This window comes from Mesorhizobium sp. P3_B5, from assembly GCF_056402815.1.
Map to the genome: position 1 here is coordinate 197,255 of NZ_JBFUGR010000004.1, position 24,013 is coordinate 221,267.

The window sequence follows — 24,013 nt, forward strand, 5'->3', positions numbered from 1 at the left end:
CTCATGCCCTCCCGTTCGAGGTCAGTGCCCGGTTGATCGATTCAGCCGCGTCGCGGCCTTGCGCCACGGCCGAGACGGTAAGGTCGTCGCCGCCGAAGATGCAGTCGCCGCCGGCCCAGACATTGGCGAGCGAGGTGCGGCCTTCGGCGTCGACCTTGATGCGGCCGGCTTCGAGCGCGATCTCAGCGCCGCTGCCGTTGAGCACGGCCGGCACAAAGCTCTGGCCGATCGCTTTGAACACCTGGTCGGCGACCAGCGTCAGCCGCTCGCCGGTGCCGGCAAGCTTGTCGCCATTCATCGCGGTGTATTCGAGTTCGATGCCCGACACCTTGCCGCCCTCGGCGATGACCCGCTTCGGCTGCAGCCAGTGGCGGATGGTGACGCCGTTGGCGGCGGCCAGATCCTGTTCGAACCCGGAAGCGTTCATGTGTTCCTGACCGCGCCGGTAACAGATCGTCACTTCCTCGGCGCCGAGCAGCTTCGACTGCACCGCGGCGTCGATCGCCGTCATGCCGCCGCCGATGACGACGACGCGCCGCCCGACCGGCAGGCCTGAGAGGTCACTCGCCTGGCGAAGTTCCGAAATGAATTCCACCGCATTGGTGACGCCATCTGCGTCCTCGCCATCGGCGCGCAACGCGTTGACGCCGCCAAGCCCCATGCCGAGAAACACCGCGTCATAATTCCGGGTCAGGTCCGACAGCTGGTAGTCGCGGCCAAGCACCTTGCCGTTCTGGATATCGATGCCGCCGACCGCGGTGATATAGTCGACCTCGGCCTGGGCGAAATTGTCGATGCTCTTATAGGCGGCAATGCCATATTCATTGAGGCCGCCGGCCTTCGGGCGGGCTTCCAGGATGGTCACGTCGTGCCCATGACGGGCGAGCCTGTGCGCGGCGGCAAGACCAGCCGGCCCGGCGCCGACCACGGCGACCGTCTTGCCGGTCGAGGCGGCGCGCGGATAAAACTGCTTGTTCTCGGCCATGGCGACATCGGTGGCGTAGCGCTGCAGGCGGCCGATCTGCACCGGCTTGCCCTCGGCTACCTCGCGCACGCAGACCTCTTCGCACAAAGTCTCGGTCGGGCAGACACGGGCGCACATGCCGCCGAGGATGTTCTGGTCAAAGATCGTCTTGGCCGAACCGATCGGGTTGCCGGTCGAGATCTGTCGGATGAACAGCGGAATGTCGATCGAGGTCGGGCATGCATTCATGCACGGCGCATCGTAGCAGAAATAGCAGCGATCGGATTCGACCAGCGCCTCGTGATGGTCGAGCGGCGGATGCAGGTCGGAGAAATTGTCGGCATACTGCTCTGGCGAAAGCCGGCCGCCGGCAATGCCCTCTTTGAACTGGCCCTCTGGCATCGTCAGTTCCCCTTGTTTTCGTTTTGGGGAAGGCTAGCACGTTTTATTTTTTTATCAATTGGTCAATTTTCGACGCAAGCCTCTGAAAACCCTCGATAATAACATGATTTTTTTACTCATGTTATGCGTGTCTATTGCGCCTACAGCGCAGACGAAAGGGCGACCGCAAGAGTGCGACCATGGATCGAGCTAATCTCGTCGGCGACCAGCTTCTGCAACCGCCACAGATTGCGGTCATGGATGCCGAATTCTTCGAGATGGCTGACCGTGTTGTAGAGATATTCGGCGCCGGACCCGACATGCCCGCACGCCCTGGCCAGCACCTTTGCCACCGTCTCCAGCGGCTGGTTGAGCGACGTGCCCCTGCCGGTCACGCCGACCCAGAAGCCCAGCGCCCGCAACGGCCCTTGCGCGGTGCGCACCGGAAGCCATCGGACCGAACTGACACTCTCGTGATCGTCGACCTCGCGGCGCAACAGCCTTTCGATCTGGGCCGGCTTGTCGCCGTCCGGCAGACGGTAGATCACGCCGTCGCATCGTCCGCCCTTTTCGAGCGCCATCATCAATCCCGGTTGCTCGGTGCTGCCGCGCCAGCGCCTGATATCGAGACAGAACGACCGATGCCAGCCGAAGGCGCTAGCGCGCTGCCGTTCGACGGACTCGAAGGCTGGCTTCCAGATCAGCGAGCCATAGGCGAACACCCACAACGGACCCTCATCTGCCTCGCCCGAAAGCCGCGAGGCTATGGTCCGGTAATCCTCATCGTTCAACTGTGTCCAGCTGCCATCGGGACCAGGATCGGCCTCTTCCCGATGGCACAGTGCGACAAGCTCTGAGGTGAGCGACATTTGGCGACGCATGGAACGACAACCCCCGTTGGCGCCAGAAAAGGGGAAAACCACAAGGCGCGCAAGCCGTGGAACGCTTGTGAACGCACCGTCGTTATTGTGTGGCCGATGTCGGATTGGCGTCGCGAGGATCGTCCTAGGATGGATCACGCATGATCGAATCCTGGAAACCACAAGGAGCCTGACAATGCCAAAATCCCCGATGCCCTTCTTCTGGTACGAATTGATGACCACCGATCTCGATGCCGCGGAGGCGTTCTACACCGCAGTGGTCGGTTGGACGGCGCAGCCCTTCGACAAGGCGCCCGGCATGCCCCGCTACATCGTGATGAATGTCGGGGAACGTGGCGTCGGCGGCCTGATGACGCTGCCGGAAGATGCCGCCAAGATGGGCATGCCGCCCGCCTGGCTCGGCTACATCCACACCAAGGATGCCGATGCCTCAACGAAGTCGCTGGAGAAAGCCGGCGGCAAGGTTCATCGCCAACCCGACGACATTCCGGGTGTCGGCCGCTTTGCAGTCGTCGCCGACCCACAGGGCGCGACCTTCATGTTCCTGCAGCCGAACGGCCCGGACCAGCCCATCGTGCCGGCCAGCACGCCCGGCCATATAGGCTGGCGCGAGCTCTACACGAGCGACTGGAAGGCTGCGTTCGATTTCTACTCCAGCCAGTTCGGCTGGACCGATGCCGGCGATTTCGACATGGGTCCGATGGGCACCTACCAGACCTTTGCAGCCGGCCCCGAATCCGGCGGCGGCATGATGAACAAGCCCGAGCAGATTCCGGTGCCGGTCTGGCAGTTCTACTTCAATGTTGCGGCCATCGACGCGGCAGCCAAGCGCGCCACCGACAAAGGCGGGAAGATCCTGATGGGCCCGATGGAGGTTCCCGGCGGCAGCTGGGTCGTGCAATGCACGGATCCGCAAGGCGCCCATTTCGCACTGATGGCACCAGTGCGATAACAAGCTCGTCACGAGATGAACGCGGAATAGTCATCGCGCTCCGGCGCGATGACTATTCCGGCGCTAGCACCGCGACCTTGATGCTCTCGTCCTTGGCGCCGCTGAGCTGCAGGGTGGCAGTACCCGGCGCCAGCTTGAAGCGCACGCTCTTGCGAATGCCGGGACAGGTCTTCACGCCGCTGAAAGCCGCCGACTTCGTGGCATGGCCGTCCTGTACGACATCGATCCAGGCCTCGCCGGACAGGCTGATCTGCAGCTCGCCTTCCGGCGGCACAGTCACGCTTGCCGTTGCGCCGAATGTGCCGGCTGCAGGCGCACGTTCCGGCGGCACGGTGAAGCTGATCGTGTCGACCGGCTCAAGTGCCAGATCCGCAGCCTCGCCGAGCGCAAGCGAGGCGCCGGGCTGCGCGGCGGGCGCCGTCGGAAATAGGGACTGCTCGCGTGTCACCGGCCATTTGAAGGCATCACAGCCGGCGCCGGCGGCCATGGAGAAGCTGGTGCCTGCAAGGATTGCGAAGAGGCTGATGACGACTTTTCTCATGGCAAGGGAACCCACATGGTTTGAAGAAGGATCTACATACCAATACAACCATAGCGATATGAATGCAACCATAGAGAGAAAAATATGGAAGGTCAAACTGGGGACCAATCACCGATTGTTGATGGCAGGCCATGGGAAGTGAGTGGTCCATCGTCGGGCGATAATCTATGGCCGAACTGGGTGGGTTTAAAATGGAGTTTTTGATGAAGCTTTTTGACGGTCTAGCCAAATTTCAGCCGCAGGCTCTGGGCGTGCTGCGCATCATAACGGCGCTGCAGTTCATCGAACACGGCTCCCAGAAGCTGTTCAATTTCCCCGTCAGCGATCATGCGGGCGCCCTGACCGGACTGACATTGACGGCGGGCATTCTCGAATTCGCCGGCGGCATCCTCCTGGCGCTCGGGCTGTTCACCCGCCCTGTCGCTTTCCTGCTGGCCGGTGAGATGGCGATTGCCTACTTCATGGCGCACTACCCGCGCGACTTCTTCCCGGTCAACAACAGCGGTGATTCGGCAATCTCCTTCTGCTTCATCTTCCTCTATCTGGTATTTGCCGGCGCCGGCGCCTTCGCGCTGGACAACCGCCGCAGCGCCTGACGTTCAACGAGCGGCGCGCTTAGTGCATGTCGCCCAAAAGTGCGCAGCGGTTTTGGGATAACGACATGCACAGAACAAGAAGCTGAAGTGCATCGGCGAAGCCGAAGCGCTTCAGGCGCGCATCCGCTCGAAATTGGCGTCGAACAGCTGCGTCGGCTGCATGCGCGCGGCATGGCGCTTGCCCAGCAGCTCGATCTCGAAACCATCGGTCGCGTCGGCGATCTCCTTTGGCACATAGCCCAGCGCAACGGACTTTTTCGAATGATGCGCGTAGCCCCCTGAGGTGACCCAGCCGCGCACAGCGCCGTCGAACCAGATCGGCTCGTCGCCGATGACATCGGCATCGGCGGCTTCGACGACGAAGGCACGCAGCCGCAACCTGCCGCCCTGCTTGCGCTCGGTGAGTGCTGCCTGCTTGCCGATGAAATCGGCCTCCTTGCCATAGGCGACAAAACGGTCGAGCCCGGCTTCAAGCGGCCCGTAGATCGGCCGGTATTCGCGCGCCCACGAGCCGTAATTCTTCTCCAGCCGCAGCGCGTTGAGCGCACGCGAGCCGAACAGGCCAATGCCAAACTCTTCTCCCGCTGCCATCAGCGTCTGATAGGCGGCGCGCTGATATTCCGGCGCCACCCAGATCTCATAGCCGAGATCGCCGGTGTAGCTGACGCGGCCGACCAGGCACGGCGCCATGCCGATATCCATTTTTGCAACCGCCATGAACGGGAGTGCGGCATTGGAGACATCCGCGCGGGTGGCTTTCGCCAGCACCTCCCTCGCCTTCGGGCCGGCGATTGCGAGGCCGGTTAGCTTTTGCGCCAGCGCTTCGATGCGAGCCGAGCCGTCGGCAGGCAGATGCGCCTCGAACCAGCGCATATGGTATTGCTCGGCGACACCGGAGCCGGCGATGAACCATTCACCGTCATCGATATTGGCGAGGGTAAAGTCACCGATCAGCCGGCCGTCGTCCTTCAGCATCGGCGCCAGCGTCATGCGGCCTGTTTTCGGTAGCTTGCAGGCGAGCATACGATCGAGCCAGCCGGCTGCCCCCTCGCCCCTCACCTTGTATTTGGCGAAGCTCGAAATCTCCGCCAGGCCGACAGCTTCACGAACGGTCCTGACCTCTTTTGCGACATGCGAAAAATCGCTCGAGCGCCGCCAGGAGAACTCGTCTCTGACGCCCGCGGGTGCATACCACAGCGGCACTTCCAGCCCGTAGGCGACGCCCCACTGCGCGCCCTTCGCTGACAGGAGGTCATAGACCGGCGTCGTCTTCAGTGGCCGCCCGGCGGGCAGTTCCTCATTGGGGAAGCGGATGGAAAAGCGCCGGGAATAATTCTCGCGCACCTTGGCGTTGGTGTAGGCCATCGTCGCCCAATCGCCATAGCGCGAAACGTCCATCGCCCAGATGTCGGCGCCGGGATCGCCCTCGATCATCCAGTTCGACAGCGCCAGACCGACGCCGCCGCCCTGGGAGAAGCCCGCCATGACGCCGCAGGCGACCCAGAAACCCGGCAGGCCGCGCACCGGTCCGACCAGCGGGTTGCCGTCCGGCGCGAAGGTGAAGGGGCCGTTGATGATCTGCTTGATGCCGGTGTTCTGGAATGCCGGGAAATGCCGGAAGCCGACTTCGAGCGACGGTGCGATGCGGTCGATGTCCGGCTCCAGCAATTCATGGCCGAAATTCCACGGCGTGGAGAACTCGGACCATGGCTTGTTGGCCTTCTCATAGGTGCCCATCAGCATGCCGCCGCGCTCCTGGCGCAGGTAGAGTTCGCCGTCGAAATCGACCGCATGAATGATCTCTGCGCCGGTCCTGGCGTTCCAGGCAGCGACCTCCGGCATGTCCTCCGTGATCAGGTACATGTGCTCCATGGCCAGCACCGGCAGCTCGAGGCCGACCATGCGGCCGACCTCGCGCGCCCACAGGCCGCCGGCATTGACGATATGCTCGGCCACCACCTCGCCCTTGTTGGTGATGACGCGCCATAGGCCATCGGCACGCCGCACGATGTCTTCGACCTTGGTGAAGCGCTCGACCTCCGCGCCAAGCTTCCGCGCGGCCTTGGCATAGGCATGCGTGACGCCCGACGGATCGAGATGGCCGTCCTCCCTGTTGCGTACAGCGCCAACGAATTGTTTTGGGTCGAGCAGCGGCATCAGTTCGGCCGCCTCGTTGGGCGAGATCTCTTCGAGGTCGATGCCGAGGTAGCGCCCCTTGGCGACCACGCCGCGCAGCCAGTCGAGCCGCGCCTCAGTCGCCGCCAGCAAAACGCCGCCGGTCAGGTGCACCCCGGTCGCCTGTCCCGACAGTTCCTCGATCTCCTTGTAGAGCGAGATCGTGTATTTCTGCAGCTTGGCGACGTTGGGGTCGCCATTGATCGTGTGCATGCCGCCGGCCGCGTGCCAGGTCGAGCCGGATGTCAGCTCGTCCCGCTCCAAAAGCACCACGTCGGTCCAGCCATGGCGTGCCAGATGGAACAGCACCGAGCATCCAACGACGCCACCGCCAATGACCACGACCTTTGCATGCGATTTCATGGATTTTTCTCTGATATCAATGAGTTGGATGAGTGAGTGGATTCTGAATGGGAGGCATCACGGCTCGCCCTGCCCGATCGCTTCCTTGCGCGTGGCCACATAGGCCTCCAGCGCCTCGCTCACGGCAATGTCCATCACCGGCTCGACAAAGTCTTCCAGCGCCTTCTTCCATAGCCGCGTCGCCCGCGCCGTGGCGTCTAGCCCGCCGGCCTCCTGCCACGCCTCGTAATTTTGCCAGTTGGACAGCATCGGCTGGTAGAAGGCGGTGGCGTAGCGTTCCAGCGTGTGCGGCTCGCCGAAGAAGTGACCGCCGGTCGGCACTGCTCCCAGCGCCTCGACGGCGAGTTCCGCCTCGTTAACTTCGATCGGGCGCAAGAACTCCATCATGTGCTGGATCATTTCGACGTCGATGATGAACTTTTCGAAGGATGCGGTCAGCCCGCCCTCCTGCCAGCCGGCGGCGTGATAGACGAGATTGCCGTGGCCGAGCACAGCACCCCAGAGCGCCATCAGCGTCTCATAGGCGCCTTGCGCGTCGGCGGCGTTGGAGGCCGAGCCCGGCGTGGTGCGGTAAGGCAGATTATAGCGCCGCGCGAGCTGTCCCGACGCGATGTTGGCCTTGGTGTTCTCCGGCGTGCCGAAGGCCGGTGCTCCGGACTTCATGTCGACATTGGAGGTGAAGGCGCCGTACATCACCGGCGCACCGGGGCGCACAAGCTGCGTCAGCACGACGCCGAACAGCGCCTCGGCGTTCTGCTGCGCCAGCGCACCGGCCAACGTCACCGGGCTCATCGCCCCCATCAGCGTGAACGGCGTCACCGCCACCGACTGGCCGAACTCGGCCATAGTCATCAGCCCTTCGGCCATCATCTCGTCAAAGCGGCGCGGCGAGTTGACAGAGATGATGGTGGTGACGCCAGGATCGTCGCGCATCTGGTCGAGCGTCATCCCGCGCGCGATCGCCATCATCTCGATGCCGTCCAGCGCCCTGCCCCGGCCGATGGCCGAGACATGGAAGCTTTTGTCGGTCAGCACCAGATTGGTGAAATAGGTGTCGAGATGGCGGGCGTTGGCCGGCAGTTCCACCGGCGCGCAGACCTGGTTGCCGAGCATGTGGATGCAGTTGAAATGCTGCGCCAGCCGGGTGAGGTCCGCATAGTCGCGCAAATTGCCGGCGCGCCGGCCGCGTTCCATGTCATGCACGTTGGGTGGGCCGGCGACGAGCGTGAAATTGATGGTGTTGCCGCCGAGATGAACGGCATGGGCCGGATTGCGCGGTGTAAGCCGGTAGCTGGACTGTGTCGTCTTCAGCACTTCTTCGATCATGCCGCGATCGATGCGGACATTGGCCGTCGCGTGATCGACCCTGGCGCCCGCCTTCTCGAACAGCGACAGCGCCCGCGGGCTCATCACCTCGATGCCGAAATTCTCCAGAATGTGCATCGATGCCTGGTGGATCGCCTCGATCTGGTCGACTGAGAGCATCGCCATCGGCGGATAGGGATTGGTCACGCGCCTGAGCGGCAGTTGCGGGATAGCGGCGGGACCCCTGTTGCTGGTTCGCTCGGCGCCGCGCTTGCGTCTCGGTTCGGTCATGCCCCGCATCAAAGCCTTGGCACATTGGTCAGGCTGTCAGAAATACGCCATTCGCAGGCGTGATTTTAGCCAAGGCGGCACTTTAGGGATACCAGTCAGACAAAAACGCCAAAAAAGGTCGAAATATTGATACTTGGCCTGTTCGACCCAAAGCGCTCCGCAAGCCGTTAACGAACGCGGCAAGATTCCCTTTATGTTTTCGGCCTATTCGTCTTCCCATGGTCAGGTCGAGTTTTAGTAAAATTGTAGCTGTTTGCGTGCTGCTGGCGCTGTCGGCCTGCGCGACGCCGCCAAGCCACATCAACGATGTCTGCGCCGTCTTCGATCAGAACGATGGCTGGTTCGACAACTGGCAGGCGGCGGCCGAGCGCGCCGAGCAGAAATACGGCATACCGATTCCCGTGCTGATGGCGACGGTGCGCAAGGAATCCGGCTTCAAGAGCAACGCCAGGCCGCCGCGCACCAAGCTCTTGGGCTTCATTCCGTGGACCCATGTCTCCAGCGCCACCGGCTTTTCGCAGGCGCTGGACGGCACCTGGTCGCAATATCAGAGCGAGACCGGCAACTGGGCGGCGCGGCGGACGAAATTTGCCGATGCCGTCGATTTCGTCGGCTGGTATCATTCAAAGACAGCAGACACCTTTGGCGTCGCCCGCAACGACACCTACAATCTATACCTGGCCTACTATCTCGGCTGGACCGCCTATCAGCGCGGCAACCGCGGCGACGCCGGCGTCCAAGGCTATGCCCGGGCCACCGAAAAGATGGCCCGCGACTATGCCGCGCAGCTACGGCAATGCGAAAACTAGCACCCTTCCCGGTTTAGTGCCGCCTTGTCGTATCTTTCGGCTTTTTAACACCGGTTTCGGAAGCCTCGTCGACTACTTTGAGGCGACGGGCTCGCATCCCAGCCTGGCCCTGCTCCACGGCATCGCCGATCTCGTCCGCTGCCGCGGTCGACGATTTGCCACGCGGCCGTTTGGGCGCCGTTCCTGTCGAACCCGGCCCAGTGATATGGGGCGCGTCTTCCGGCACGCCTTCATGCGCGGCATGTTCCTTGTCGAATTTGATCACCGGCTCCATCTTGGCCAGCACGTCGTCGGCCAGCCAGCACAGGCTCATATGGCCGTCGCCGAGATGTTTGACCGGCGGCACCTTGGTCTCGCACAGATTGTCCGGCACCAGCTTCTTGTAGCCGCAGCGGGTCTGGAACGGACAGCCTGAGGGCGGGTTCATCGCCGACGGGATGTCGCCCTCCAGCACTATATGCCGTTTCACCACGCTGGTATCGGCGATAGGAATCGCCGACAGCAGCGCCTCGGTATAGGGGTGATAGGGCGGCGAAAAGATCTGGTCGGTCGTGCCCTGCTCGACGATATAGCCGAGATACATCACGACGACGCGGTCGGCGATGTAGCGCACCACCGACAGATCGTGGCTGATGAACAGCATCGTCGTCTTGTTCTTGCGCTGGATGTCCATCAGCAGCTCGGTCACCGCCGCCTGCACCGACACGTCGAGTGCCGACACCGGCTCGTCGGCCACCACCACCTTGGCATCGCCGGCGAAGGCCCGCGCCACGCCGATGCGCTGCTTCTGGCCGCCGGAAAGCTGACGCGGCTTGCGGGTTTCGAACGCCCGCGGCAGCTTCACCAAATCGAGCAGTTCCAGCATGCGCTTGCGGCGGTCGGCCACAGTGTTGCCGACGTTGAACTTTTCCAGCGTGCGGATGATCTGCGAGCCGACCGAGTGGCTGGGGTTCAGCGTGTCGAACGGATTCTGGAACACCATCTGGATCGACGACACGGTTTCGACACTGCGCTTTTCGATGCCGGTCGACTGGATCTCCTTGTTGCCGAGGGTCACTGTGCCCGAACTTGCCGTCTCCAGCCCGAGCAGCACCTTGGCCAGTGTCGACTTTCCGCAGCCGGATTCGCCGACGATGGCGACGGTCTCGGATTCGCGCGCCATGAACGAGATCGTCTCGTTGGCCTTGACGACGCGGCCCTCGCTCGAGCCGAACACTTCGCTGCCGCCGACCTTGTAGTATTTCCTGAGGTCTTCGATCTTGAGCACCGGCGCGCCGGGCACGACCCGCTCGTTGACCTTCTTGGCACCGGGCGGCAGCGCTTCCCAATCGATCTCGTTGAAGCGCACGCAGCGCGAAAAATGGCCTTCATGTCCCGCGACTTCGATCATCGGGATTTCGGCGGCGTTGCAGACCCCCTCGACGAAATGGTGGCAGCGCGGACCGAAATTGCAGCCCTTGGGCCGCTCATGCGGCAGCGGCAATTGCCCGGGAATGGAGATCAGCGGCCGTGAGTTCTTGTCGGCGCCCGGCAGCGGGATCGAGCGGAACAAGCCCTGCGTATAGGGATGGCGCATCCGGTCGAAGACGTCCTTGATCTTGCCGGTCTCCACCGCTTCGCCCGAATACATCACCGTGATGCGGTCGCAGGTCTCCAGGATCAGGCCGAGATTGTGCGACACGAAGATCATCGACGTGCCGAACTTCTCGCCGAGCCCCTTGACCAGGTCGACGATGCCGGCCTCCACCGTCACGTCCAGCGCCGTCGTCGGCTCGTCGAGCAAAAGCAGCGCCGGCTTCGACAGCAGTGCCATGGCGATGACGATGCGCTGCTGCTGGCCGCCGGAAAGCTGATGCGGGTAGGAACGCATCATGCGCTCGGGATCGGGCAGCTTGACCGAGCGCACCATGTCCAGCGCGCGTTTGTACGCCTCTTCCTTCGACACCTTGTCGTGGATCAGCGGCACTTCCATCAATTGCTGGCCGACCTTCATCGCCGGATTGAGGCTCGCCATCGGCTCCTGGTAGATCATGGCGATCTTGTTGCCGCGGATGGCGCGCAGCTCCTCATCGGAAAGCTCGCCCATGTCCTTGCCCTGGAACTTGATCTTGCCGCCGACGATCTTTCCGATGTTGGAGAGGTCGCGCATGATGCCGAGCGACACGGTCGACTTGCCGCAACCGGATTCACCGACAATGCCCATAGCCTCGCCCGGCATGACCGTGCAGGAAAAATCCATGACCGCCGGTATCTCGCCCTTGCGGGTGAAGAAGGAGATCGACAGGTTTTCGATCTCGATGATCGGCGCAGCGGTTGGCCCAGGGGTCGGCTTGCCGGGATTTCGAACTGCCTCATTCATGGGTCGCTCCAATCCAATTTCTTTCAGGCGCGTCGGGCCGAAACCCGCGGATCAGTCTTTCATCGATTGTTCGCGCAACGAGTCGGCGAGCAGGTTCAAACCGAGCACGAACGACATCAGTGCGATCGTCGGCGGCAGCGCCGGGTGGATGAAGGAGCGCAGCAGCCGGCTGGCGTCCTTGATCGCGGTGCCCCAGTCCGGGCTTTCCGGCGCCAGGCCAAGGCCGAAATAGCCGAGCGTGCCGAGCAGGATGGTGGTGTAGCCGATGCGCAGGCAGGCATCGACGATCAGCGGTCCGCGCGCATTGGGCAGAATCTCCCACAGCATGATGTACCAGGGCGATTCACCGCGCGTCTGCGCCGCCGCCACATAGTCGCGGGTCTTGATGTCCATGACCAGGCCACGCACGATGCGGAACACGCCGGGACTGGAGGCGAACACCACCGCGACGAAGATGTTGAGCTGGTTGGGATCGATGTGGATGATCTTGAACGGATCGGCATCGAAGACCAGGCCGAGGTAGACCCAGCCGCCGATGATCAGCGTCAGCCCGAGAAGGATGTAGAGGCGGTCGGGCCGGTTCTTGTAGCGCGTCCAGAACAGCACGCTGAAGAAGATGATCGGGAACATGAAGAACAGCCCGGCCATGCCGTAGGGGATCGGCGTGTCCATGATACCCGGCGTCACCAGCAGGTAGAACAGCAGGATCACCGGGAAGGCCAGCACCAGGTTGGCGAGGAACGACAGCACGGTGTCGATCTTGCCGCCATAGTAGCCGGCCGGCAGGCCGAGCGTGATGCCAACCATCAGCGCAAACCCCGTCGCCGCCGGCGCGATGATCAGCACGATCTGGCTGCCATAGACCATGCGGCTGAACACATCGCGGGCAAGCTTGTCGCCGCCGAAGTAGTAGATGAGTTTCGATGCCGGCTCGATCGCACCCGGCAGCGCATCCTTCATGACCACGATCTGGTCGAGCGGATTGAAAGGCGAGATGGTCGACGCGAAGATCGCCGTGAACAGCCAGAACAGGCAGATGCCGACACCGACAATGCCGACGCCGCTGTCGAACAGCTGGCCGTAGAGGCCGAGCCTCTTCTTGTAGGCGAAGCTCGCCCCCATCACCAGGGCAAGCCCTAACCAGACCGGCCAGAAACGCGCAACCACGCCGAGCACGACATTGAAGGCACCGATATATTCGACCTGCATCCGCCCGACCCCCTACTGAACTCTGATACGCGGATTGAGGAACGCGTAGCCGACATCGGAAATGAGCTGGGTGATCAGGACGATGAACACCGAGACCAGCGAACAACCGAGCAAAAGATCGATGTCGTTGTTGCCGGCCGCCTCGACCAGCGTGTAGCCAAAACCCTGGTAGCGGAACATCACCTCGACGATGACGACGCCGGTGAGCAGCCAGGGAAATTGCAGCATGATGACCGTGAACGGCGCGATCAGCGCGTTGCGCAGCGCATGCTTGACCACCACGCTGCCGAAGGAGAGGCCCTTCAGCCGGGCCGTGCGGATATATTGCTGCGTCATCACCTCGACCATCGAGGCGCGCGTCATGCGGGCGATATAGCCAATGCCGTAGATTGCCAGCGTCATCACCGGCAGCGTGAAATTGTAGAAGGTAATGCCCTGGCTGGCCGAGGCAGCCGAACCGTTCAGCCAACCAAGCCACGAGGCGAAGATGACGGTGAAGATGACGCCCGACACATATTCGGGTGTCGCCGTCGACGCGATCGAGGCCACCGAGAGCACCCGATCGGTTCGCGACCCTTCGCGCATGCCGGCAAGAATACCGATCAAGAGCGAGATCGGGACCATGACCAGCAGCACACAGAGCATCAGGATGCCGGTGGCGCTTAACGCCGGAAACAGCTTCGACGCCACAGTGGTCTTGAACTTGGTCGAGCAGCCGAAATCGCCTTGCAGGATGCCGGAGAAGGTTGGCACCAGCGGATCATTGCAGAAGGAGAAACGCTGCGCAGGCTTGCCTGTGGCGGGGTCCGTCACCGGCTGCTTGGGCATGAGGCCTAGCCATTGGCCGTAGCGGACGAAAAAGTTCTGGCGATAGCCATGTTCGGCCAGCCAATTTTCCAGCTGCTCGGCGGAAGTATGCATTTCGGTCTGGCTGATCGCCAGCTTCTTCAGGTTCGGATCGAGGTTGATCAGGAAGAAGACGATCATCGTCAGGCACAGCATCGTCAATGCCATGGTGCCGAGACGCCTGAGAACGAAAGAAAGCATGGCGGTCCCCTGCCGGTCTGGTTGGGGTTGGAGCCTGCTGGAAAACCACCTCAGCCGCGATGGCAAAACTGGCTGTCAAACAGGCTCTCGGATGCAATCAACCCTGTTTTATTGCACAACTTCGCCTGAGGCGTCCGCAACTTTTTGCTGCGCCGACTTCCGGTTCGAACTCATGCAAGCAGTGAGGGGGAAGGGACGAATCGCCCCTTCCCCGATTGGTGCGATCAAGCCTGGTCGAGCCAGATCTTGCCGTAGTCGCGCTCGAACGTCGGATGCATCTTGTAGTTCTTAACGGCGGCAACCGAGTGGCTGTAGAGCTTGCGCCAGTAAGGCTGGATGATGATGCCGGAATCCTGCAGGATCTGCTCAATGTCCTTCATCATGTCCTTGCGCTTGGCCGCGTCGGCGACCGAAAGCGCGGCGTTGAGCTTGGCGTCCCAATCGGGGTTCGACCATGCACACTCGTTCCAGGCCTCACCGGTGCGATAGGCCAGCGCCAGAACCTGAACGCCTAGCGGGCGCATGTTCCAGTTGGTCATCGACAGCGGATATTTCAGCCAGTCGTTCCAGAACGTCGAGCCCGGCAGCACCGTACGCTTCACCTTGATGCCGGCGTCGCGCAACTGCGCGGCGATGGCGTCGCCGGTGTTCTTGTGCCAGTCCTCGTCGACCGTGATCAGCTCGTGCTCGAAGTCGGCCTGGCCGGCCTCTGCCATCAGCGCCTTCGCCTTGGCCGGATCGCGAGCGACTTTCGGCAGCTCGAAATACTCCGGATGGATCTGGCAGACATGGTGGTTTTCGGCGACCGAACCGGCATTGCCGTAGCCCAGCTGGAGCACGACATTGTTGTCGACGCCGAGCTGCAGCGCCTTGCGCACCTTCTCATTGTCGTAAGGCTTGTTGTTGACGTTGGTGCGGCAGACGATGGTCGAGGCGGTGACGACTTCGGACTTGACCAGGCTCATGCCGTCGAGGATCGACACATAGTCGGCCGACGTCTCGAAATTGGTGTGGACTTCACCCGCTTCGAAGGCGCTGACCATGGCGGCCGGATCGGTGCCGTAGTCGATGAATTCGATGCCGTCGAGATAGACGTCGCCATCCCACCACTTGTTGTCGGCGCGGCGCTTGTAGACCACCTTCTGGCCGACGTCGTAGGAGACGAGCTCGAACGGGCCGGTGCCGATCGGACAGGCTTTGAAATCGCCGCCCTTTTCATCGAAGCTCTTGTGGACGACGAGAGCGACATAGTCGCAAATGCCGGGAATGATCGAGATATCGGGCTTGGTCAGCGACAGCTTGACGGTCATGTCGTCGACCTTGGTCACTGCGCCTTCACGCAGCTTGCCGGTCTTGTCGTCGAACAGCGTGCCAAGACGGCCGGGCATGGAATTGCCGTCGGCGGCCTTTTCGCCCCAGCGGTTGAAATTGTGCACCACGTCGTCGGCGGTGAACGCATCGCCATTGTGCCAGGTCACGCCCTTGCGCACATGCAGCACATATTCGGTGGCATCGTCATTCACATCCCAGCTCTCGAGCAGATAGGGGCGGAACGTGTATTCGGTGGTGTATTTGACCAGCGGCTCGAGCGCCTGGCGCTCGGCATTGGCGATTTCCGACCAGTCGGACTTGCGCGGATCCTTGGGATCCTTGACCCACTGGGCGACCTTCAGGATGCCGCCCTTCTTGGGAGCATCTTCGGCTCGCGCCTCGGTCGGCACTGCCAGGCCGAGCATTCCATAAGCCATCGCCGTCGACGCGCCGAAGACGCTCGCCAAAGCGAGAAACTCACGGCGATCCACTGTGCCTGCCTTGGCTTCTTCGGCCATGGCCAGGATGTGATCCGGAACCCGATCTCCATTACTCTTGTAGATTGTCATGACTAACTCCCATTGTTGGCTTTCTGCCTTTTACCATTCCGCATCCGGGCCGTGATGTCAAAGACGGCACGGATTGGGAACATGTTAGGGAATGTGCAACTTTGGAAGGAAGGCGGTTCGCGCGATAACGACAGTCTTGACGCAAATTTGCTACTGCCCGGTGGATTTCGTTCGAATCGCTGCGATCGATTAAACCGAGACATTCGGAAGGGTTGGGGAAGCGCCGTCCCTCGACGTCGCAAGCATCATGACGAGGTCAATGCCTCAATATTCGCGTTCGTAGAAAATACCGCCCTTGGCCTCGCCGGCGTCATTGGCTTCGCCGCGCAATTTGACGCCGCGTCCGACATTGAGATCGATCGTCGCCTTGCCCGAACCCGGCTTGTCGCCCTTCTGGATCGTCACATAGGTGCGGTCGTTCAGGTACTTGCCCGCCGAGACCGATGTGCCGCCCTTGTCGTCCGTGGTTACATCGAGATCGTCGACGCCGATCGCGCTGCGCAGGTTTTCGAGCAGCGAGGTCGAGCCGCCGATCCCGGCCAATTGCCCCGCGGCTTCGGCCAGCTGCGCAATCTGCAGCGGCGACAGGTTCGACATCGAGCGGCCAAAGATCAGCTGCGCCAGCACCTCGTCTTCCGGCAGCGCCGGGACCGACGAGAAGGTGAATTTCGGATTGGTCGCTTCGCCCGACACCAGAATGGTGACGGTGGCGCTGGTCGTCGTCGTGGTGGCCGTGAGGTTGAGGTAAGGCACCAGCGAGCCCGAGAAGCCGACCGTGCCTTCGGTGAAGGTCAGCCGCTTGCCGAGGATCGACAGCCGCCCGCGCTGCAAGGTGAAGGTGCCCACCGCTTGCGGCGACGATGCCGGACCGGTCAGCTTGAGCGAGCCGCCAAGCTCGGCGTCGACACCCCTGCCCTGGATGAAGATCTGGTTCGGCGCGTGGATGGTGACATCGAGGTTGAGGCCGCTACCACCGCCGCTGCTGGCAGCCGCCGGCCGCAGCGCCTTGTCCTGCGCACGCACGGAGCCCGGTGCGTTCTTGTGCTTGACGTCAAGCGCCGCCAGCGATCCCGGCAGCTTTTCGGGAACGGTGATCACGGTCTTGGCCAGATTGACGGTGCCGGAAATCACCGGCGCCGACGTCAGCGGCCCCTTGATGGTCAGGTCGCCGCCGAGATTGGCGGTGACCACCCTGCCGTCGGTGTAGCGGCCATCGACCAGCTTGATCGACAGGTCGGCCGGGAAACCTTGCGCCGGGTTGATGCCGACCGTGCCGCTGGCCGAAAGGCTGCCGCGTGTCGACAGCGTGCCGGTCAGCCGGTTGATCCTGGCAACGCCAGCGCCGATCGAGATATCAGCGGCAATGTTGTTGACGGCAAGGCCCGAGCGCGCATCGAGCAGACGCGCGCCGGATGTGTTGATGGTGCCGCCGATCACCGGCGAGGTCGCGGGGCCGCGCACCTGCACATTGAGATTGGCCGTACCGGTCAGCGACAGGCCTTGCGCCGCGAGTTTCTGGCTGAGGAAGCCGAACGGCACCTTCCCTGCGAAATCGAGCACCAAAGCGGGCGTGCCAGCGGTCGTCACCGTGCCGCCGCCCTTGAGGCCAAGCCCGGCCCCGTCGCCGATATTGGCATTGAAAGTCAGCTTCTTGCCGGCAAAATTGCCCGAGGAGGAAACACTTAGTCCGCCGAGGCCGGCGCCGCGCGTCTGCGATGTCTGCACCCCGGTGGCGTCGATGTTGAAGGTAACGGCTGGATTGGCCGCAGCACCCGTCACCTTCACCGTGCCGGAGATCGAACCGGCAACATCGAGGCCGGGCGAAAAGCTGTTGGCGAGCGAGGCCGGCACCCGCGCCAGCGTCGCGTTGAGGTCGAGCGCCTGGCCGACCTTGCCGGTCACCGTCGCCGTGCCGCCGCCAAGGTTGAGCACGAGTCTGTCCAATGTCGTCGTGCCATTGGCGATGGTGACGCTCGAAGCCTGCGCGATCGCCGCCTTGATCCCCTGCACTGTCGCCTGGCCGGAGGCGAGCTCGATCGTTGTCGTGCCGTTGGCCACCTTCACCCGGCCAGCAGCCTTGGCCGGAATGCCCTTGACGGTGGCGCCACCGGAAAAGCCGGTCCAGTCGCCGTCGCGCGTAAGATCGACATCGATGCCGCTGATGACGGTGGTGCCGGAGGTGACGCTGTCGGCACGAACCTTTCCCGAGATCACCGGCGCCGCCAGATAATTGGCGATCAGCGCGTCGATCGATACGGTCTTGGCCGAGAGATCGCCGCGCGTGATCGAGGCCGTCGTCGCCTTGATGGCGACATTCGGGCCGTTGGCGGTCTTCGAGAAGGCAATCGTGCCGCGCACATCGCCTTCCGCCTTTTCCAGCGCCAGTGCTGCCAGCGGGCCGATATCCGGCAGGTCGAGCGCAACGGTGCCGACCGGCACGAAAGCCTCGTCGAGCGCCAGGTCGCCGGAAATCCTGTTCTTGCCCAGCGACAGCAGCAGCCCGTTGATGGCGCTCTTGCCGTCCGCTGTCGCCAGCACCGCGCTGCCTTGCAGGGCTTGGCCCGCGACATTGCCGGTCAGTTGCACATTGGCCGCCGGATTGGCGGCATCGGCCTTGCCGGTGGCGGTCAGCTTCAGCCCGGTGATCTCGCGCGCCGCCACCGAAAGCCTGTCGCCGGTCACCGTCAGCGACAGGTCGGGTGCGGCGCCGGCACCTTGCGCGTTCAGCGCGAAGGCGATAGCGCCTTTGGCATCCTTCGACAGCAGCGAAATGTCGCTCAGCGCGCCCTTGATGTCGGCGGCGACCTTGCCGTCGGCGAGGCTGGCCTGGCCGACGGCAGTCAGCGCGCCCGACATCAGCATGACCGGGTTCGCGGTGACATTGCCATGGGCATCGCGCTTCAGCGTGGCGCTAAGCTGCGTCCGCTCGGCCAGCACGCCGCGCGCCGCTGGCGGCAACGCCGCCGACAGGGCGTCAGCCTTGAGGTTGAGATCGATGGCGCCGTCGGCCAGTGAGACACGGCCATTGAAGGCGCTTTCCAGCGCCGCACCCTGTACCGAACCGCTGTCGATGGTGATGGCATCCGCCGCCAGGCTGCCGGCCACCTTGGCGGTGATCTTGCCGGCGATCAGCGGCGCAATGGTCGGGTTGTCCAGCCCGATCTTCTCCGCCGTCACCGTTCCGGAAATCGGCCCTGTGCGGCTCTTCACGTCGAAGGCATCGGAATGCAGCGCTAGCGTAATGCCCTCGGACTTGGTGAAATTGGTCGCAACCGCGGGCAGGACAGCGGAAATATCCAGCCTCGGCTGCGCAGCTTGCCCGGCGACCTTCACCGACAATGCCTGCAGTTCGAGCTTGATCGGGCTTTCGGCACTGCCAAGCGCCAGTGGCAGGCCCGGACCGGTCGAGGCAAGATCGAGGGCGAAATCGCTGGCGCCGTTCGGATTGATGGTGCCGCTCGCCTTGCCGGAAATCTGTGCGCCGGACAGCGTTGCGTGGTCGAGTGCCACCCCGCCGGCCGTCGTGAAACTGCCCGCCGCATCGACAGAAAGCGGCCCGAGGCCGGCCTGACGGGTCTGGCTGGTCTCGGCACCGCTGAGCTGCGCGTCGAACCGAATATCTGGGTTTGCCGGCGACCCGGTAATCTGCGCCGTGCCGCCGAGCGTGCCGGTGGCGCCGAGGCCGGGCGAAAAATCATTGGCAAGGGCTGCCGGCAGTTGCGAGACGGTGGCGGCGAGGTCGAGCGTCTGGCCGGCGCTGCCGGACAGCGCGACCGATCCGCCGCCGACATCGAGCGCCAGTTTCTCGATGCTGGTGACGCCTTTGGCGATGCTCAATGTCGATGGCTGCGCGATCGCCGCCTTGATGCCGCGAACGGTCGCCTCGCCGGAAGCAATCTCGACTCTGGTCGTGCCATCGGCGATCTTCACCCGACCGGCGGCCGTAGCCGGGATACCGGCAATGGTGGCGCCACCGGTAAAGCCGGTCCAGTCGCCGTCGCGCTTCAGGTCAACATTGATGCCGCTGATGACAGTCGTTCCCGATGTCACACTGCCGGCCCTGATCGTGCCAGAGATCGCCGGGCTGTTGAGATAATTGGCAATCAGCGCGTTGACGGTGATCAACTTCGCCGCCAAGTCGCCGCGCGAGATCGATCCACTCGCCGCATTGATGGTGACGTTAGGCGCTTCGCCGTCCCTAGCGAAGGCGATGGTGCCGTTGATGTCGCCGGCTGCCGTCTGCCCACCGAGTGCCGCCAACGGTGCAATATCGGGGGCAGCGAGCGTCAGCGTGCCCAGCGGCAGCAGGCTGTCATCCAGCACGAGATCGCCCGACACCTTGTTGTCGCCCAGCGACAGGCTAAGTCCCTTTATCGACCGCTTGCCGTTGGTGGTGACCAGCGACGCCTTGATATCGAGCAGCTGGTCGTTGGCGGTGCCGGTCAGCGAGACGTCCGCCGCGGGACTGGCGATATCGGCCTTTCCGGTCGCGGTCAGCTTGATGTCCTTCACCGTGCGGCCCGACGCCGTCAGGCTTTCGCTGTTGGCGGAGATCGAGAAATCCGGCGCCCAGCGCGGGCCGCTCGCCGTCAGTGCGAAATTGACGCCACCGGCGACCGGCACACCGGCCATCGGCGATAGTACCGACACATCGCCGAGTGTGCCCTTGATGTCGGCCTGGATGTCGGTGCCTTGTGCGCTGGCGGTGCCGCTGGCGGTGAGCGATCCCGAGGTGAGTGAGATCGAATTGGCGGCGAACGATCCTTGCGGATCGCGTGTCGCGGCCGCCGAGAACTTGACCCGTTCGCCGAGCAGCGAACTGATCTGCGGCGGCAGCGCCGTCGACACCGCATCGGCGTTCATCTTGAGCTGCATCGACAGGTCGGCCAGCGCCACATTGGCGGTCAGCGAGGCATTGAGCGCATCGCTGCGCAGCGTCCCCTCATCGAGCGAGATTTGATCCTTGCTGACCGAACCCGCGAGATCGACCGTCAGCTTGCCGGTGATCAGCGGCGCCAGCGTCGCCACATCGGTCTTCAGGCCGGCCGCTGCCAGCTTCACGCTGACCGGCCCGCTGCGATTCTCGATGTCGAAGCCGTCGGAATGGATCTGCGCATCCAGATTGTTGAGCTGCGTGCCACCCGCCACCACCGAGACCAGCGAGACGCCGGCATCGATCATCGGCGCCTTGCCATCGCCGAAGGCACGCGCGGTCGCATTGTTGACCGCCACCACGATCGGCTGCGCCTTGCTGCCGACATTGATCACGATGGGCTTAGCCTTGGCGGCAAGCTCGACCGAAAGATCGCTGGCGCCTTTCGGATCGACCATGCCGGCGGCAGTGCCGTGCACGGCGTCGCTGTCGATGTTGGCGCGCTCGATATCGACGCCGCCGGCCACGGTCGCGGTGCCGGCGAGGTCGAAGCTGGTCTTGCCGGCAAACAGCGGCTTGAGATTCTCGGGCAGGAAACGATCGAATTCGCCGTCGCCCTTGGCCTCGACATGGTTGCCCTTGTCGGTGAGTTGATGGCGGCCGGTGAGCTGGGTGACGATCTGACCGTCGACCATGAAGGTGCCGACACCGTTCCAGTTGGCCAGCGGTCCCGTGCCGGAGACCACGATGTCGACCGGCGGCGCGTCGGGCAGGTTCAGCAGATTGGCGATGATGCCGCCGGCCGGCTCCGACGCCTTCAGGTCGAGGTCGAGCTTGTTGTCGGCGGGCGCGAAATGCACCTTGGCGTCGACATTGCCCTGCTTGCCGTCGCGGCGGGTGATGTTGAGGTTGGTCTCGATCGCCAGCGGCGACGCTTCGGCCTTGAGCGCGCCCTTGGCAGTCAGTTCGGCGATGCCGGTGCCGGCAAGTGCTGGCCCGAGCGCGATTTCGGGAAGGTCGATCTGCTTGATGTCGAGCGACACCGGCAAGCTGGTGGTGCCGTTTTGGTCGGCCGGCTGCGTGCCGGCCACCGGCAGCCGTGCCAGTTCGATACGCTCGGCGGCGATGCGGTCGGCGTTGAAATTTTTCGACAGCAGCGCCAATGGCGACCAGTCGACCGCCACCTTGCGCGCCACCAGCCAGGCGCCCTGGCGGTCTTCCAGCACGACGTGATCGACGGTCAGCGCCCCGGACCAGATGCCGTCGATGCCGCTGACCGTGACCTTGCGATCGTCCGTGGAGGCCATGGTCGAGATGATGCCGGCAAGATTGTCGAGACCGCGCTCGGTCTTGGTCAGCACCACGAGCGCGCCGATCGCCGCCGCCACCACGATGAGCAGCGTGTAGAGGACAATGCGAAGGATGCGTTTGAACATCTTCATGGCTCAGAACGCCTGGCCGATGCCGGCATAGATGCCGAAATGCGGATCGCCGGGATCGCGGTTGAGCGGCACGGCAGCATCGATGCGCAACGGCCCGAACGGCGTCAGATAGCGCAGGCCGACACCGGCGCCGACCTTGATGTCGGAAAAGTCAGGGAACACTTTTGTCGAGACGGTGCCGGCATCGACGAACGGCACGATGCCGATCGTGTCGGTGATGGCAATGCGCATCTCAACCGAAGTCTCGAAGAACGAAAGCCCGCCGATCGGCTGACCCGTAAAGTCCTTCGGACCGATGCCCTGATAGGCGTAGCCCCGCACCGAGCCGCCGCCGCCAGAATAGAAGCGCCGGTCGGCCGGAACATGTTCGAGACTGGTGCCGACGATCGAGCCGACAGCGACGCGTTCAGCCAGCACGAACTTCGAAGCCGTATCGAGCGACTGGTAGGCGGATCCCTCGCCCTTCAGCTTGACGAAGGCGGCACCGCTCAAGATGTCGTAGCTCGGCTCGGCATAGGCGAGCAGCCTGAAGCCTTTGGTCGGATTGAGCCTATTGTCCCTGTTGTCATAGACATATTGCAGCGGAATGCTGGCGATCAGATATTTGTGCTTGCCGAAGGCGTCGGTGATCCTCGAATAGTCGAGCGCGACCTCCGCTGAAACCGTTTGCCGCTTGTCGAGCTCGTAGGACAGGCCGGTGCTGCCCTTGAGCGAGAAATGGTCGTAGGCGTCGGGATGCTCAAGCACGGTCTTGACGCTGGCCAGGAATTTCGATGCCGGCCCGATCACGCCTGGCTTTTCGAACATGATGCCGGCATTATAGTTGAGCTGGCTCAAATCATTGCTGCCGATACCGCTGATCTTGCCGTCGATGCGCAGCTTTTCGGCCCGGCCGAACAGATTGCGGTGCCCCCAATAGCCCTCTAGACCCAAGCCCTCGGTGTTGGAGACGGTGCCGCCAATGCCGAAATAGCGCGGCTTGCGCTCGCTCACCTGGACACCGATCGGGATGTTGCCGTCGGCATCGAGGCTGTCGGCTTCCTTCAATGTCACACTGTTGAACACTTCCAGCGCCAGCAGCCGGTCACGAGCATCGTCGATCTCTTCAGGCGAATATTGGCGGCCGCGCTTCAGCCCGGTCATGTATTCGGTGAAATCGCGGTCGACCTTCTCGGTGCCCTCGACCGTGGTGTCGCCATAGCCGGCGACCGGCCCGGCGGCGACCGTCAACGTCACGTCGAGCGTCGCGGTGGCGTGGTCGGCGACGATCTGCCGGTCGGTGACCTTGGCCAGCGGCCTGCCTTCCTGCTTCAGCGCCCGCACGATCAGCGCCTCGGCCTTGAGCACCGCGCCCGAGCCCGCGTCGCCGCCGGCGATAAGGCCGAAATCGGCACTCATCAGCCCGGCCGCATCGCCCTCCAGCCTGATGTCGCCAAGCGTGAATTTGGGCCCCGCGGCAATGCTGATCACCACCGGGATCGGCTGCGGACCCGAAAACTCGGCATCGGGCGGCAAGTCGTCGAGCAGCTTGCCTTGAATGGTGATGGTGACGACGCCCTCGTAGCGGGCGTCGGCATAAAGCGCGGCGACCAGCTGCTCACGGTCGCTGCGCGCCTTGGCCAGCAGCCCGAGCGAACCGGAAACCGGACGTTCTTCGTCGGCTTTCAGCGTCGAGGCGTTTTCGATCCTCTTGACGAGGTCCTTGTCGGCATCAGGCGCCTCGATGGTCACTGCGTAGCGCAGCGGATCGACGATGTCGGCGTCTTCGTCGTTGGATGAGCCCCACAGCTTGATGCCGAATATCTCGAAAGCGGCCGCATTGCCGCCTTCGGCAACCAACGCGGTCGAGCACGCCAACGCCAGAATCAGGGCGCGCGAAAGCCGGCGCCTTCGCGCGGTACCCTTCGACATCTGCGTTTCACACGCCTGCATTACTATTCTAACC

14 protein-coding genes are annotated in these 24,013 nt (G+C 63.2%); 3 read left to right on the forward strand and 11 right to left on the reverse strand.

Annotated features, from left to right (window positions below; all coding sequences use genetic code 11):
* Nucleotide 1: 1 nt before the first annotated feature.
* Both AC1DVW_RS13100 and AC1DVW_RS13105 read right to left on the reverse strand, forming a co-directional pair.
* Complete coding sequence (locus AC1DVW_RS13100) at nucleotides 2-1,366, reverse strand: NAD(P)-dependent oxidoreductase (RefSeq protein ID WP_477244496.1); 1,365 nt, start codon at nucleotides 1,364-1,366, stop codon at nucleotides 2-4.
* A 140-nt stretch (nucleotides 1,367-1,506) separates the two neighbouring features.
* Nucleotides 1,507-2,214, reverse strand: a complete 708-nt coding sequence (locus AC1DVW_RS13105; protein WP_477323575.1) for a gamma-glutamylcyclotransferase — start codon at nucleotides 2,212-2,214, stop codon at nucleotides 1,507-1,509.
* Between the two features lie 187 nt (nucleotides 2,215-2,401).
* On the opposite strand from AC1DVW_RS13105, the gene AC1DVW_RS13110 reads away from it, so the two are divergent.
* Nucleotides 2,402-3,178 (forward strand): VOC family protein, encoded by a 777-nt coding sequence (locus AC1DVW_RS13110; RefSeq protein WP_477323576.1) that lies wholly within the window; start codon nucleotides 2,402-2,404, stop codon nucleotides 3,176-3,178.
* 52 nt (nucleotides 3,179-3,230) lie between these two features.
* Here AC1DVW_RS13110 and AC1DVW_RS13115 read toward each other — a convergent pair whose 3' ends face one another.
* On the reverse strand, nucleotides 3,231-3,719 hold the full coding sequence (locus tag AC1DVW_RS13115; RefSeq protein WP_477323578.1) for a hypothetical protein: 489 nt from the start codon (nucleotides 3,717-3,719) through the stop codon (nucleotides 3,231-3,233).
* Between the two features lie 203 nt (nucleotides 3,720-3,922).
* Between AC1DVW_RS13115 and AC1DVW_RS13120 the strand changes: the two genes are divergently transcribed.
* Nucleotides 3,923-4,315, forward strand: a complete 393-nt coding sequence (locus tag AC1DVW_RS13120) for a DoxX family protein (RefSeq protein ID WP_477323579.1) — start codon at nucleotides 3,923-3,925, stop codon at nucleotides 4,313-4,315.
* A 111-nt stretch (nucleotides 4,316-4,426) separates the two neighbouring features.
* On the opposite strand, the gene AC1DVW_RS13125 is transcribed toward AC1DVW_RS13120, so the two are convergent.
* A complete protein-coding gene (locus AC1DVW_RS13125) occupies nucleotides 4,427-6,853 on the reverse strand; it encodes a GcvT family protein (protein WP_477323580.1) in 2,427 nt (808 codons plus the stop codon).
* A 57-nt stretch (nucleotides 6,854-6,910) separates the two neighbouring features.
* Nucleotides 6,911-8,449, reverse strand: coding sequence for a trimethylamine methyltransferase family protein (locus AC1DVW_RS13130; protein WP_477323582.1), 1,539 nt, complete (start codon nucleotides 8,447-8,449; stop codon nucleotides 6,911-6,913).
* A 218-nt stretch (nucleotides 8,450-8,667) separates the two neighbouring features.
* On the opposite strand from AC1DVW_RS13130, the gene AC1DVW_RS13135 reads away from it, so the two are divergent.
* Nucleotides 8,668-9,258, forward strand: coding sequence for a transglycosylase SLT domain-containing protein (locus tag AC1DVW_RS13135; protein ID WP_477244482.1), 591 nt, complete (start codon nucleotides 8,668-8,670; stop codon nucleotides 9,256-9,258).
* A gap of 13 nt (nucleotides 9,259-9,271) precedes the next feature.
* On the opposite strand, the gene AC1DVW_RS13140 is transcribed toward AC1DVW_RS13135, so the two are convergent.
* The 6 genes from AC1DVW_RS13140 to AC1DVW_RS13165 all read right to left on the reverse strand — a co-directional run bounded on the left by AC1DVW_RS13140 (nucleotide 9,272) and on the right by AC1DVW_RS13165 (nucleotide 24,000).
* Nucleotides 9,272-11,617, reverse strand: a complete 2,346-nt coding sequence (locus AC1DVW_RS13140; RefSeq protein WP_477244480.1) for a dipeptide ABC transporter ATP-binding protein — start codon at nucleotides 11,615-11,617, stop codon at nucleotides 9,272-9,274.
* A gap of 51 nt (nucleotides 11,618-11,668) precedes the next feature.
* Entirely contained in the window at nucleotides 11,669-12,826 is a 1,158-nt protein-coding gene (locus tag AC1DVW_RS13145; RefSeq protein ID WP_477275087.1) for an ABC transporter permease, read from the reverse strand.
* A gap of 12 nt (nucleotides 12,827-12,838) precedes the next feature.
* Nucleotides 12,839-13,873 carry an ABC transporter permease gene (locus tag AC1DVW_RS13150; protein ID WP_477244476.1) on the reverse strand — a complete coding sequence of 345 codons (1,035 nt, stop codon included), beginning with the start codon at nucleotides 13,871-13,873 and terminating at the stop codon, nucleotides 12,839-12,841.
* A gap of 224 nt (nucleotides 13,874-14,097) precedes the next feature.
* On the reverse strand, nucleotides 14,098-15,753 hold the full coding sequence (locus AC1DVW_RS13155) for an ABC transporter substrate-binding protein (protein WP_477323584.1): 1,656 nt from the start codon (nucleotides 15,751-15,753) through the stop codon (nucleotides 14,098-14,100).
* A 264-nt stretch (nucleotides 15,754-16,017) separates the two neighbouring features.
* Nucleotides 16,018-22,068 (reverse strand): translocation/assembly module TamB domain-containing protein, encoded by a 6,051-nt coding sequence (locus tag AC1DVW_RS13160; RefSeq protein ID WP_477323586.1) that lies wholly within the window; start codon nucleotides 22,066-22,068, stop codon nucleotides 16,018-16,020.
* Between the two features lie 3 nt (nucleotides 22,069-22,071).
* A complete protein-coding gene (locus AC1DVW_RS13165; protein ID WP_477323588.1) occupies nucleotides 22,072-24,000 on the reverse strand; it encodes an autotransporter assembly complex protein TamA in 1,929 nt (642 codons plus the stop codon).
* Between the last annotated feature and the right edge of the window lie 13 nt (nucleotides 24,001-24,013).